This window comes from Bacillus tequilensis, from assembly GCF_012225885.1.
Classification (GTDB): domain Bacteria; phylum Bacillota; class Bacilli; order Bacillales; family Bacillaceae; genus Bacillus; species Bacillus tequilensis.
Genome location: NZ_CP048852.1, coordinates 2,938,683 through 2,951,342, shown reverse-complemented (window position 1 = coordinate 2,951,342; position 12,660 = coordinate 2,938,683). Strand labels below are relative to the sequence as shown.

The window sequence follows — 12,660 nt, the reverse complement described above, 5'->3', positions numbered from 1 at the left end:
AAAAGGAGGTCATCATATGGCTGCAGAATGGAAAACAAAACGGACATACGATGAAATATTGTATGAAACGTATAATGGCATTGCAAAAATAACAATCAACCGCCCTGAGGTACATAACGCGTTCACCCCTAAAACGGTTGCTGAAATGATTGATGCGTTTGCTGACGCGAGAGATGATCAAAACGTTGGAGTGATCGTGCTTGCCGGTGCCGGGGACAAAGCATTTTGTTCCGGCGGAGACCAAAAAGTGCGCGGCCACGGCGGATATGTAGGAGACGACCAAATTCCGCGTCTGAACGTACTGGATCTTCAGCGTTTAATCCGCGTCATTCCGAAACCGGTTGTCGCGATGGTATCCGGATATGCGATCGGCGGAGGCCATGTGCTTCACATCGTATGTGATTTGACAATCGCTGCTGACAACGCGATTTTCGGACAAACAGGCCCTAAAGTCGGAAGCTTTGACGCTGGTTATGGTTCTGGCTACCTTGCTCGAATCGTAGGACATAAAAAAGCCCGTGAAATTTGGTATCTGTGCCGTCAGTACAATGCACAGGAAGCGCTGGACATGGGTCTTGTCAACACAGTCGTTCCTTTGGAACAACTTGAAGAAGAAACGATTAAATGGTGTGAAGAAATGCTTGAAAAAAGCCCGACCGCACTTCGTTTTCTTAAAGCTGCGTTTAACGCGGATACAGACGGACTTGCTGGAATTCAGCAATTTGCAGGGGATGCTACCCTTCTTTACTACACGACTGATGAAGCAAAAGAAGGCCGTGATTCCTTTAAGGAAAAACGCAAACCTGATTTCGGACAGTTCCCTCGTTTCCCGTGATCAGCAATACTTAGTAAACAAACAGCTTGAGACTTTGCGGTCCAAGCTGTTTTCTTTTCAATACAGACATTTTATTTCGGAGATGATGACATGCTGACAGAACAGCCGAACTGGCTCATGCAGCGGGCACAGCTGACCCCTGAGAGAATCGCTCTCATTTATGGAGACCAAACCGTTACATTTGCAGAGTTGTTTGCCGCGTCTAAGCGAATGGCGGCTCAGCTTGCTGCTCATTCGGTTCAAAAAGGAGACACTGCGGCTATTTTGCTCCAAAACCGTATAGAAATGGTTTATGCCGTTCACGCTTGTTTTTTGCTAGGTGTTAAAGCAGTGCTCCTGAATACAAAGCTGTCAACACATGAAAGGCTGTTTCAGTTGGAGGATTCCGGCGCCCGCTTTTTACTGACAGATTCAAGCTTTGAACAGCAAGATTATAAACACACCGTACACATTATTGATGTGGATGAACTGACGAAAGAAGACGCTGAGGAAATTGAGATCCAGGCTTATATGCAATTGGATCAAACGGCAACCTTGATGTATACGTCAGGTACGACAGGCAAGCCCAAGGGGGTTCAGCAAACGTTCGGTAACCATTATTTCAGTGCGGTGTCATCTGCGCTTAATTTGGGTATAACAGAACAAGACCGCTGGCTTATCGCATTGCCGCTCTTTCACATCAGCGGCTTGTCCGCTTTATTTAAATCTGTGATCTATGGCATGACTGTCGTGCTTCACCAGCGCTTTTCCGTAAGCGATGTGCTGGATTCTATCAACAGGCATCAAGTGACAATGATATCTGTTGTGCAGACAATGCTCGCCAGTCTTTTAGAAGAAACAAGCCGCTGCCCTGAAACCATCAGATGTATTCTGCTGGGCGGAGGCCCTGCACCGCTGCCATTGCTTGAAGAATGCCGTGAGAAAGGATTCCCCGTCTTTCAGTCATACGGAATGACAGAGACATGCTCACAAATTGTTACCCTGTCGCCGGAATTCAGTATGGAGAAGCTCGGATCTGCGGGGAAACCGCTGTTTTCATGTGAAATTAAAATAGAGCGGGACGGACAGGCGTGTGGACCGCTTGAACATGGTGAAATCATGGTCAAAGGCCCGAATGTCATGAAAAGCTATTTTAACCGGGAGAGCGCAAACGAAGCCTCCTTTCAAAATGGCTGGCTGAAAACAGGGGATCTTGGGTATTTGGACAGCGAAGGCTTTTTATATGTACTAGACAGACGTTCAGATCTGATTATATCGGGCGGAGAAAACATTTATCCGGCTGAAATAGAGTCAGTGCTGCTTTCACACCCCGCTATAGCCGAAGCCGGTGTTTCAGGGGCTGAGGACAAAAAATGGGGGAAAGTGCCCCACGCCTATCTTGTCCTTCACAAGCCTGTGAACGCAGAAGAGTTGACCGTCTACTGCAAAGAACGCTTGGCGAAGTATAAAATTCCGAAAAAATTCTTTGTGCTGGACAGCCTGCCGCGCAATGCGTCTAATAAGCTCTTGCGAAATCAGCTGAAGGATGCGCGTAAAGGAGAACTGCTATGATCGAAATCGAGAAAATTACGCTTTACCATTTGAGCATGAATTTAAAGAAACCGTTCAAAAACAGTATAGAAACGCTTCAAGAGCGTAAATTTCTGATTGTGGAAGCCATTGATACATCCGGTGTCACAGGCTGGGGAGAGGTATCTGCGTTCTCTTCGCCTTGGTACACCGAGGAAACCATTGAAACCTGTTTGCACATGCTAAAGGATTTTTTTATTCCCAATGTTGTCGGACGTGAATTCAATCATCCTTCCGATGTGCCGGACAGTCTGGCGCGCTATAAAGGAAACCGTATGGCAAAAGCGGGCCTTGAATCGGCTGTCTGGGATCTCTATGCGAAAAAGAAGGGCATATCGCTTGCCGAGGCCTTGGGCGGGACAAGAGATAAAATACCTGCCGGGGTGGTTGTCGGCTTAGCGCCCCTTGATGACATGCTGAAGGAAATTGAGAGGTATCAAAAAGAAGGATATCAAAGAATAAAAATTAAAATTCAGCCTGGTCACGATGTAGAATTGGTCAAGGCCATCCGCAGCCGGTTCCCAAACATCCCGCTCATGGCCGATGCCAATTCCTCGTATGGACTGAAGGATATCAGCCGCTTAAAGGAGCTTGATGAGTACCATTTAATGATGATTGAGCAGCCGCTTCAAGCTGACGACATCGTTGACCACCGCCACTTGCAGAAACATTTGAAAACGGCCATTTGCCTTGATGAAAGCATTTGTTCGGCCGATGATGCGAGACGTGCGATTGAGCTCGGGAGCTGCAAAATCATTAATATTAAGCCATCCCGTGTCGGCGGCTTAACAGAGGCTTTAAAAATTCACGATTTATGCAGAGAGCATCATATGCAGGTTTGGTGCGGCGGAATGCTGGAAACTGGCATTTCCAGAGCGCAAAACGTGGCGCTGGCTTCACTGCCGCAATTCACAATACCGGGTGATATTTCTTCATCCTCACGCTATTGGGATGAGGATATCGTGACCCCTGATATCCGTATTGATAATGGATTTATTTCTGTGTCAAAACAGCCTGGTTTAGGGGTAGAGGTGAACCAGGACATTATGCGAAAATATGTGACCAAAATGGATGTTTTCACACAGCATGGATAAGAAAAAAGCATTTTGTCATTTTGATAGAATGTCTGTGTGCTGTTATAGTAAAAGCGTTCGTTGAATACATCCCTTCTCGTTTGGACCGGCTGCTGATGCAGCCGGTTTTTTTATGCTAATGACGCTTGATAAAATGCGATATGTTTGCAAGCAGGAAACTTTTTGTCTCATCTGAATAAAAAAGCATGCTTTTGTCTCGCCTGATCGTCTGTGTTGCCGAAATAGATCTTCGGGCAGTTGGGGTAATCTTAATGAAGGTTATGCTGATTCTCAGCGCATTGCTCGGTGTCATGGGCTATTTTTTTGCAAATGTGCCTTACTGTTTCAAGTTCTCGGCTGGGACAGGTGAATGTTATATAGGGACCTTTTTGTTTTTTCGTGCAAACGGGGGCATGACAGAAAAACTGAGATCACTACATATGCAAAAAGAAAGAGCTTGCTGACGCAGCTCTTTCTTTTGATTACAGGTCATGCGGCTTAAACGTTTTGCAGTCTGTTTCCTTGCTGTTTTCAGCCGTTTCACCAGTATGGCTGACAACATAAATGGCATCAGCGGTGCATTTGTTTCCTTTGCCCCAATAAGAACAGTTGTTGACTTCGCATAGAATTTTCTGCTCCATGCCATCCCCTCCTCATAAAGGTTCTGGCTTAGTATAGCCGGCGGGCCTGCCCTCTATTCCTCCTGGCGGATATACCGTTTATCCCGCATAAACATTCTCCAGAAGAAATAAAAGCCTGGAAACAGAATGATAAATGCTACGATATACGTCGCAAACAGCGCTCTGAACGTTGCTGGCTCTGTGAAACCCGACATGACTGTCACATCGGGATAAATCATATACGGGAGGTGCGCCCGCCCGTACGCGTAGCTTGCGAGAAAATACTGAATCGCAATCGCAACAAGTGCAAGCCGCGGCTTTCCGATTTTTTGGCCAAAGCTCTTGTTAGGCAGAAAAAGAGCGATTCCAGCAATGACAAATGTAATGAACGATGCGATAATCCAAGAGAAATTTTTCATCATACCGCTATACAGCCAGTTTGCTTCATTCCGCATTGTCAGCATAATGCATACAGCAAACAGGAGTGAAATCGGGCCTGTAATCATGGCGCTTTTTCTGTAAGCGCGGTATGCGTCCTGTTCCTCCGCCACATTTGAAAAATCAGCAAGCAGCAGCGAGGACAAAAATAAAGTGCTTAAAATCGCAAACCCGATAAATGCATAGGCGTTCGGGCTTGAAAAGATTTTAGACATATTCAAGTTATAGATTCCGCCCGTTTTTTCTATAAACCCTCCGTGCGTGACAGGAAGCACTAAAATTAAAATAGCAGGGATGATAAAGCCGGATATGCCGGAAATATATCTTAGCACTTTCCGTTCTTTTGCTGTGTTTGAAAAAACGAGAAATCCGCTTCGGATTGCTAAAAGCAGTAAAATCATGCTGCCGGGAATTAATAAAACGGTTCCGAGTACAAAGGTCGCGCCGGGAAAAAAGCTGAAAAGCGCCACAACAATAGCCACAATAAAGACGTTTGTGACCTCCCAAGTCGGAGACAGAAAGCGGTTTGCAATATCGGTGGCCTTCATGTGCTCCTTGTTTAAATAGATCATAGACCAAAATCCCGCTCCGAAATCCATTGTCGCCATGACGGCGTAAATAAACACAAAGCCCCAGATAATTGAGATGGCGATCAGAGCGTCAGTTGAAATGTCCATTTGTCGATCTTCCTTCCATTTGGTTTCCTGATGAGAGAGCCATTACGACTCCGCTGTATTTAAATCTTCGTCAACCGGGTGTTTGCGGAAATAGTACAGCAGCACGTACACGACAGCTGCGCCTAACACAGCATAAACAAATGTGAAAAATAAGAACAGCACCCCGATTGATCCAGTCGTTGTCACGACATCCGACGTTTTCAGGAGATGATAGATGACCCAAGGCTGTCTCCCCGTACAGGCGAAAATCCAGCCGAATTCAATGCCGATGAGACTAAAAGGGCCTGCTGTCAGGAAAATGACCAAAAGCCACGTTGGGAAACGGTCTTTCTTGAGCACCTTTCTCCAAACCACTCCGATAATGGAATAAAGTATAAGCAGCATGCCTACTCCGACCATCGCATTAAACAGCGTGTGAATGAAAAGCGGCGGCCACTCATCTCTAGGAAATGCATTTAATCCTTTTACAACAGTGTCAAATCGGTTCGCTGCCAGAAAGCTTAACGCCCATGGAATTTCAATGGCCCATTTTACTTTTTCTTCATTCGCATCGGTAAAGCCACCGATCGCAAGCGGAGCGTGTGATCTTGTTTCAAACAGGCCTTCCGCACCTGCTAATTTTTCGGGCTGGTATTCGTACAGCATCTGTGCAGATTCGTGTCCGTTCAAAGCAGTCAGCAATGAAAAAATACCGCCGATCGTCAGTGCGAGCAAAAGGGCTTTCCGGTGAAAGCGATAGACTTCTTCCTTTTTTCTTGTCCGGATCATTTTATAGGCCGCCACAGAAGCCACGATAAACGCTCCCGTCATAAATGCGGATAAAACGACATGGCCGGCAGTGATAAAAAAGCTCGGATTAAAGAACGCGGCCCACGGATCAACATCTGTGATTTTTCCGTTTGAAATTTTAAAACCTGCCGGCGTTCCTTCAAAGGCATGGACATTCGTGATCAGAACGGCCGACGCTGCAGCTCCGACTAACACAAAGAAAACGGCGACAATCCTCATAGCCGGTGACAAACGGTCTGCGGCGTATACATAAATCGACATGAAAAGGGCTTCAAGAAAAAAAGCATAGATCTCAATCTGAAACGGCAGGGACATGACCCGGCCGATGACTTCCATAAATCCAGGCCATAAAAGCGCGAGCTGCGTGCCCGCGATCGTTCCGGTCGGTATGGCGACCCCCAGCAAAACGGCTTGAGCTTTCGTCCATCTTTTCGCCATGATTGCATAATGGTCATCTTTCGTTTTTTGATAGATCAATTCTGCTGCTAAAATCATGAGCGGCAGCCCGACTCCAAGCGTTGCGAAAATGATATGAAATCCCATTGTCGTGCCAAACAGGCTTCTGGCCAGAACTAAATCATCCACAATCGTAAACCACCTTTCGAAAAAAACATTTCTATATGTATTTTGGGTTATTATTTGCTTCCTCGGTTAGATTATTCTTCCTATTCTTAAATAACTTGAGGTTTATGATGAGAAAACGTAGGGAAGGATGTAAGAAGATTGACAAAATGTTTGTAAGGTTATAAAATAAAACGTAATTATTACGATTTGAATGAAAGGGGATAGACATGAAAGAAGGAATTCATCCAAAAAACCACAAAGTCATATTTCAGGATGTCAACAGCGGCTACCGATTTCTCAGCACCTCTACTAAAACATCTAATGAAACAGCAGAGTGGGAAGACGGGAGCACATATCCGGTCATTAAAGTAGAGGTCAGCTCTGACACACATCCGTTTTATACGGGCCGCCAGAAATTCAATGAAAAAGGCGGAAGGGTTGAGCAGTTCAAAAAACGATATAATATGGGGAAATAAGACAGACCCTCAGGGTTTGTCTTTTTTTCTTATTCGGTTTGATTTTGTATAAGATGACGAAAAGACAAATGCTGTGATATATTGAAGAGAAAAAAGACAAGGAAGGAATACAACTAGCTATGAGCCTGCTAAATGATATTCTTCAATTTAACAAGTCGTTTACTGAGCAAAAGGAATACGAAAAATATCAGACATCAAAATTCCCTGATAAAAAAATGGCCATTCTTTCTTGCATGGATACTCGTTTGGTCGAATTGCTGCCGCATTCGATGAATATGCGAAACGGGGATGTGAAAATCATTAAAAGTGCCGGTGCGCTTGTGACACACCCATTCGGAAGCATCATGAGAAGTTTGTTGGTCGCAGTGTACGAGCTTAACGCCGATGAGGTATGTGTGATCGGGCATCACGATTGCGGCATGAGCAAAATCAGCAGCGAAAGCATGCTTAAAAGAATGAAAGAAAGAGGAATCCCAGAAGAACGCATCGAAACATTGAGGTACTCGGGTGTGGACTTTGATCACTGGTTTAAAAGCTTTGATTCAGTGGAAGCAAGTGTGAAAGACAGCGTAAATGTGATTAAACATCATCCCCTGTTTCCGGAAAACGTTCCAGTTCATGGGCTAGTCATTGATCCTGAAACAGGAAAACTGGATCTTGTCGTAAACGGCTATAACGCTTAATGTTTTCGTTTCTTTTCAGGAACGGGATCGACTCCTCCCGGATGGAATGGGTGGCATTTCAAAATCCGTTTGATTGTCAGCCAGCCGCCTTTTAAAGCCCCATGTGTTTTAATCGCTTCGATTCCATATTGGGAGCAGGTCGGATAAAAGCGGCATGTTGGCGGCGTCAGCGGCGAGATGAATTTTTGATATCCTCTGATCAGACCGATAAATAGGGTTTTCATATTTCGTTCAGCAACCTTTCTGATGCAAGTATAAGAAAAAAAACGCGGATTGAAAAGTTATTTGATAATTCTTATCGGAAAGGTATGTTATAATGAGTATACATTTTTAGAAAAGGGAGAGTGCCATTATGCCTTCAGTAGAAAGTTTTGAGCTTGATCATAATGCAGTTGTTGCTCCATATGTAAGACATTGCGGCGTGCATAAAGTTGGAACAGACGGCGTTGTTAATAAATTTGATATTCGTTTTTGCCAGCCAAATAAACAGGCGATGAAGCCTGACACCATTCACACACTTGAGCATTTGCTTGCGTTTACGATTCGCTCTCATGCGGAGAAATATGATCATTTTGACATCATTGATATCTCTCCAATGGGCTGCCAAACCGGCTATTATCTTGTTGTGAGCGGAGAGCCGACACCAGCGGAAATCGTTGATCTGCTTGAAGATACGATGAAGGAAGCGGTAGAGATTACCGAAATTCCGGCTGCGAATGAGAAGCAGTGCGGCCAAGCGAAGCTTCATGATCTGGAAGGCGCTAAACGTTTAATGCGTTTCTGGCTGTCACAGGATAAAGAAGAATTGTTAAAAGTATTTGGCTAAACAGAAAGGGACCTTTTTGCGTTTACGCAAAAAGGTCTTTTTTGTGACGTCTTATATTTTGTGTACCATTTGCTGTAAGCGTTTGCTACTATTTAGGTAAATGATGAAAGGGTGATGGCATGAAGAAGATGTTGGTTGTTCTGCTCTTTTCTGCTTTTTTGCTGAACGGATGCGGGTCTGGCGAAAGCAAAGCAAATACAGCTGAGACGCCGGAGGTATTGGATGTCAAGCTGACCGGGCCCGAAAAAGTAAATCCCGGAGAAATCGCCGCCTATGAAGCTGCGGTATCATATGGTGACGAAGCAGTAACGGATGCTGATGAAGTGAAGTTTGAGGTGTGGAAAGAGGGAGAAAAAGACGCCGGCCAAATGTATAAAGCGAAACAGGAAAAAGGCGTATACCGATTGGATACAACGTTTAAGGAAGATGGTGTATACACAGTCCAATCCCATGTCACAGCAAAAAAACAGCATAGCATGCCGACCTTAAAAGTCCAAGTCGGAGACGCGGATGCTGCCAGCAATCAGTCTGAAGACGGGAAATCACACCATCATTGATTTTTTGAATCAGAACGGGTTTCCTGCGGAGGATCAATGGTGTGCTTTACGCCATAGGCTTTCACAGTCGTCCAAATGGTGACAAGCAAAACAGCCAGCACAATCAGAATACTTACGGTAATGAGAAGCGTCATGACATTCCACCTCCCGTTTTTTAACAATTGTAGCATAGAAGAAGAAATCATGACAGGTAAGGATAAAAAAGAGGTTTTAACGTACGATATACAGGGTATACATAGTCATATAACAAGGAGGAAGATAATCATGTCAGAACAATTGATTCAAGCAGTGAACAAACAAGTAGCGAACTGGACAGTCATGTATGTGAAATTACATAATTATCATTGGTATGTGAAAGGGAAAGATTTCTTCACTCTTCATGAAAAGTTTGAGGAGCTGTATAACGAAACAGCCACTTATATCGATGACTTAGCAGAACGTCTTTTGGCGCTGAATGGAAAACCGATTGCGACAATGAAAGAGTCCTTGGAAACGGCTTCTGTAAAAGAAGCGGCAGGAAATGAAACGGCAGAGCAAATGGTTCAAAGCGTATATGATGATTTCACAGTCATCGCGGAGGAACTGAAAAGCGGCATGGATTTAGCTGATGAGGTCGGTGACGAAACAACAGGGGACATGCTTCTAGCGATCCACCAAAATATTGAAAAACACAACTGGATGCTGAAAGCTTACCTTGGTTAAATCTAAATAGAAAGGCCGGATGTCTTTATAAAAGATGTCCGGCTTTTCTTGTTTGCAGCTGAAAAAATAGGCGACAACTAGTCCATTTTTCTGAAAAATCCAATCCGTTCGGCTTGTTTTCCATACAATATCGTAAGGCCGTTTCTGTGAAAGGATGTTGGGATAAATGGATAGAGACTTTGGCATCTTTTCGTTTTTAGCAGTCAGCGTTACAGCCGCGGGTTTTTTCTTTGGAGGATTACAGTATTCATTTCTGATTTTGCTTTCTCTTATGGCGATTGAATTTATCAGTACGACCTTGAAGGAAACGATTATTCACAAACTGGCGTTTAAAAAGGTATTTGCCCGGCTTGTCAAAAAAATAGTCACGCTCGCTCTGATCTCTGTATGCCACTTTTTTGATCAGCTGCTGAATACGCAGGGGTCAATGCGTGACTTGGCAATTATGTTTTATATTCTTTATGAAACTGTGCAAATCGTAGTGACAGCAAGCTCACTCGGCATACCGGTTCCTCAGATGCTTGTCGATCTTTTAGAAACGTTGAAAAATAAATTCAAGCGCAAACCGTAACTTTTCCCAGTTCACGGGTCATAATAAAGCCCAGAGCGCCAGTCGCATTTTTTGGCAAAAGGCATCGCAAAAAACTGTACGAGCCAGTTGCATGCAGAACCTGACGGCGTGCTGGGTTTCCCTTATTTTTTGATAAAAGGCTTCAGAAGAAACATAACTGTGGTATGATGTATGGAAGATAGCTAGGAACGGATTTGAGGGATAAACATGTACGAGTTTAAAGATTATTATCAGAATACTGTTCAGCTTTCCTTTGACGATCAGCCTTTCTCGGACAGCCCGAAGCATGTCTGGGTGATTTGCCGTTTTGGGGGCAAATGGCTTTTAACAGAACATGAGGACAGAGGCTATGAGTTTCCAGGCGGGAAAGTAGAGCCGATGGAGTGTGCAGAAGATGCAGCGCTCCGGGAAGTAAAAGAAGAGACGGGGGCGAGAGTGAAAAGCCTCAAGTATCTCGGACAGTATAAAGTTCTCGGTAAAGAAAAAGTGATTGTGAAAAATATATATTTTGCAGATATAGAAAAGCTTGAAAAGCAAGCTGATTACTTTGAAACGAAAGGCCCGGTTTTGTTTCATGAGCTTCCGGAAAACCTTTCCCGCAATAAAAAATTCAGCTTTATTATGAAGGATTCCGTTCTTCCGATCAGTTTGAAAAAACTGAAGGAAACTGGATGGATCGAATAAAACCCGGCATATGTGCCGGGTTTTTTTATGACCTGCCCTTCGTCCATTTCTTTTCCAGCAGCTCGACGCCCTGATACATCAGAGTGGCGAATATGGCGATAATCAGCAGGCTTAAGAAGACGAGCGTAAAATTGAAGACTTGGAAACCGTAAATAATCATATATCCTAACCCGACCTTAGAGACAAGGAATTCTCCTACAATGACGCCAACCCATGATAACCCGACGTTTACTTTCAATGTTGAAATGATAGCGGGGGAAGATGCGGGCAAAATCACTTCTTTAAAAATAACCCATTTCTTTGCGCCGAATGTTTTCATGACTTTTATATAGTTTTCGTCAACCTCCTGGAAGGCGGTATACACGACGATGGTTGTGATAATGACGCTGATGATAGCTCCCATCGCAATAATGCTGATAAAACTGGGACCGAGCGCGACAATCAGGATTGGGCCCAGGGCCACTTTCGGCATCGCATTCAAAATAACGAGGTACGGATCTAAAATCCTGGCAAGCCTGTTGGACCACCATAACAAAGCAGCAAGGCACGTGCCCATAAACGTCCCAAGCAAAAAGCCAAGCACTGTTTCAAATAAAGTGACGCCGATATGTGACAGTAAAGACCCGTCACCGAGTTTCTCCAGCAGTAAACGCCATACAGCTGACGGAGAACTGAAGATCAGCGGATCGATCCAGCCGAGTCTGCTGGAGATTTCCCAACCTGAGAAAAAAAGGATAAATATGGCGAATTGAAAAGAATGGACTTTCCATTTTTCCTTTTTCTGTTTGCATTGATATTGCTCGTGAAGCAGATCAATGGTTTCTTTGCTGTTTCTCAAGGGAATTCAGCTCCTTCCATATTGTTTGAAACAGGGTCTGGAAGGATGGCTCCTGGCGGGCGTCAAAAGGCTTCATCGCGGCCAATTCCTTAGGAATGGTAAAAATCTGATGGATGGTGCCCGGCTGGTTTGAAAATAAAAAGATCGTGTCGCTCATCGCTATCGCTTCCCCAATATCATGAGTAACAAGCACTGCTGTTTTTTGATACTCCTTTAATGTGCGGAATACAAGATTTTCCAGTGAAAGCTTTGTCTGAAAATCAAGCGCGGAAAATGGCTCATCCAGCAAAAGCAGACTTGGATTTGGCGCAAGAGTTCTTGCAAGCGCGGCCCGCTGGCGCATACCGCCCGACAGCTCTTTCGGATATCTGTTCTCCACATCTATGAGGCCGAACTCCGGCAATAGGCCGAGTGCGGCGGTCTTGCTTTCTTCCGTCAGCGTGTCGGCGATTTTTAAACCGAGAAGCACATTTTCTTCGATGGATTTCCAGGGAAATAAGTAATCCTGCTGGAGCATGTAGCCGATGTTATGTTCTTTTTGATTCGGCTCACGGCCTTCAATCAGAACTCTGCCTTCCGATGGCTCAATCAGCCCGGCGATAATGGAAAGCAGTGTTGTTTTACCGCAGCCGCTTGGGCCGAGAAATGAGATGAAATCACCTTTTTCGGCATCGAAATGAATATCCCGCACAGCCGTTGTTTTTTCTTTAATAGAAAAATAAGTATGGGTTACATGGTCGACATGTAAGAAAGACATA

Annotated in this window: 17 protein-coding genes; 10 read left to right on the top strand and 7 right to left on the bottom strand. The window is 44.5% G+C overall.

All coding sequences use genetic code 11. The features are described from left to right. Window positions 1–16 precede the first annotated feature (16 nt). The 3 genes from menB to menC all read left to right on the top strand — a co-directional run bounded on the left by menB (window position 17) and on the right by menC (window position 3,498). The gene (gene menB / locus G4P54_RS15640; protein WP_003219322.1) at window positions 17–835 is read left to right on the top strand and encodes a 1,4-dihydroxy-2-naphthoyl-CoA synthase; all 819 of its coding nucleotides are present in this window, start codon (window positions 17–19) and stop codon (window positions 833–835) included. Between the two features lie 90 nt (window positions 836–925). Continuing rightward, the gene (locus tag G4P54_RS15635; protein WP_167873163.1) at window positions 926–2,386 is read left to right on the top strand and encodes an o-succinylbenzoate--CoA ligase; all 1,461 of its coding nucleotides are present in this window, start codon (window positions 926–928) and stop codon (window positions 2,384–2,386) included. Further along, a complete protein-coding gene (menC, locus tag G4P54_RS15630) occupies window positions 2,383–3,498 on the top strand; it encodes an o-succinylbenzoate synthase (protein WP_167873162.1) in 1,116 nt (371 codons plus the stop codon). The genes G4P54_RS15635 and menC overlap by 4 nt, the downstream gene beginning before the upstream one ends. A gap of 461 nt (window positions 3,499–3,959) precedes the next feature. On the opposite strand, the gene G4P54_RS15625 is transcribed toward menC, so the two are convergent. Genes G4P54_RS15625 through G4P54_RS15615 form a run of 3 tightly spaced genes read right to left on the bottom strand, consistent with a single transcriptional unit; the run spans window position 3,960 to window position 6,586 of the window. Further along, complete coding sequence (locus G4P54_RS15625; protein ID WP_032682083.1) at window positions 3,960–4,118, bottom strand: DUF1540 domain-containing protein; 159 nt, start codon at window positions 4,116–4,118, stop codon at window positions 3,960–3,962. 53 nt (window positions 4,119–4,171) lie between these two features. Continuing rightward, window positions 4,172–5,212, bottom strand: a complete 1,041-nt coding sequence (locus G4P54_RS15620) for a cytochrome d ubiquinol oxidase subunit II (protein ID WP_024714697.1) — start codon at window positions 5,210–5,212, stop codon at window positions 4,172–4,174. Between the two features lie 42 nt (window positions 5,213–5,254). Beyond that, window positions 5,255–6,586 carry a cytochrome ubiquinol oxidase subunit I gene (locus G4P54_RS15615; RefSeq protein WP_167873161.1) on the bottom strand — a complete coding sequence of 444 codons (1,332 nt, stop codon included), beginning with the start codon at window positions 6,584–6,586 and terminating at the stop codon, window positions 5,255–5,257. A gap of 206 nt (window positions 6,587–6,792) precedes the next feature. Here G4P54_RS15615 and G4P54_RS15610 point away from each other — a divergent pair, with 206 nt between their 5' ends. Both G4P54_RS15610 and G4P54_RS15605 read left to right on the top strand, forming a co-directional pair. After that, a complete protein-coding gene (locus G4P54_RS15610; protein WP_024714695.1) occupies window positions 6,793–7,041 on the top strand; it encodes a type B 50S ribosomal protein L31 in 249 nt (82 codons plus the stop codon). A 119-nt stretch (window positions 7,042–7,160) separates the two neighbouring features. Continuing rightward, window positions 7,161–7,724, top strand: coding sequence for a beta-class carbonic anhydrase (locus G4P54_RS15605; protein ID WP_024714694.1), 564 nt, complete (start codon window positions 7,161–7,163; stop codon window positions 7,722–7,724). Here G4P54_RS15605 and yidD read toward each other — a convergent pair. Next, window positions 7,721–7,948, bottom strand: a complete 228-nt coding sequence (yidD, locus tag G4P54_RS15600) for a membrane protein insertion efficiency factor YidD (RefSeq protein ID WP_024714693.1) — start codon at window positions 7,946–7,948, stop codon at window positions 7,721–7,723. The two genes, G4P54_RS15605 and yidD, sit on opposite strands and share 4 nt — an antisense overlap. Window positions 7,949–8,076: 128 nt before the next feature. On the opposite strand from yidD, the gene G4P54_RS15595 reads away from it, so the two are divergent. Next, on the top strand, window positions 8,077–8,550 hold the full coding sequence (locus tag G4P54_RS15595) for an S-ribosylhomocysteine lyase (RefSeq protein ID WP_014114882.1): 474 nt from the start codon (window positions 8,077–8,079) through the stop codon (window positions 8,548–8,550). A gap of 119 nt (window positions 8,551–8,669) precedes the next feature. Next, window positions 8,670–9,107 carry a FixH family protein gene (locus G4P54_RS15590; protein WP_167873160.1) on the top strand — a complete coding sequence of 146 codons (438 nt, stop codon included), beginning with the start codon at window positions 8,670–8,672 and terminating at the stop codon, window positions 9,105–9,107. On the opposite strand, the gene ytzI is transcribed toward G4P54_RS15590, so the two are convergent. Further along, window positions 9,101–9,241 (bottom strand): YtzI protein, encoded by a 141-nt coding sequence (ytzI, locus tag G4P54_RS15585; RefSeq protein WP_024714691.1) that lies wholly within the window; start codon window positions 9,239–9,241, stop codon window positions 9,101–9,103. The genes G4P54_RS15590 and ytzI overlap by 7 nt on opposite strands. 130 nt (window positions 9,242–9,371) lie before the next feature. Between ytzI and G4P54_RS15580 the strand changes: the two genes are divergently transcribed. The 3 genes from G4P54_RS15580 to ytkD all read left to right on the top strand — a co-directional run bounded on the left by G4P54_RS15580 (window position 9,372) and on the right by ytkD (window position 11,064). Continuing rightward, window positions 9,372–9,809, top strand: coding sequence for a Dps family protein (locus G4P54_RS15580; protein WP_024714690.1), 438 nt, complete (start codon window positions 9,372–9,374; stop codon window positions 9,807–9,809). A 166-nt stretch (window positions 9,810–9,975) separates the two neighbouring features. Next, the gene (locus G4P54_RS15575) at window positions 9,976–10,380 is read left to right on the top strand and encodes a phage holin family protein (protein WP_167873159.1); all 405 of its coding nucleotides are present in this window, start codon (window positions 9,976–9,978) and stop codon (window positions 10,378–10,380) included. 207 nt (window positions 10,381–10,587) lie between these two features. Continuing rightward, the gene (ytkD, locus tag G4P54_RS15570; protein WP_024714688.1) at window positions 10,588–11,064 is read left to right on the top strand and encodes an RNA deprotection pyrophosphohydrolase; all 477 of its coding nucleotides are present in this window, start codon (window positions 10,588–10,590) and stop codon (window positions 11,062–11,064) included. 25 nt (window positions 11,065–11,089) lie between these two features. Here the strand turns inward: ytkD and G4P54_RS15565 are convergent, their stop codons facing one another. Both G4P54_RS15565 and G4P54_RS15560 read right to left on the bottom strand, forming a co-directional pair. After that, window positions 11,090–11,902, bottom strand: a complete 813-nt coding sequence (locus G4P54_RS15565; protein WP_167873158.1) for an ABC transporter permease — start codon at window positions 11,900–11,902, stop codon at window positions 11,090–11,092. Next, entirely contained in the window at window positions 11,877–12,659 is a 783-nt protein-coding gene (locus G4P54_RS15560; protein ID WP_167873157.1) for an ABC transporter ATP-binding protein, read from the bottom strand. The genes G4P54_RS15565 and G4P54_RS15560 overlap by 26 nt, the downstream gene beginning before the upstream one ends. Window position 12,660 lies beyond the last annotated feature (1 nt).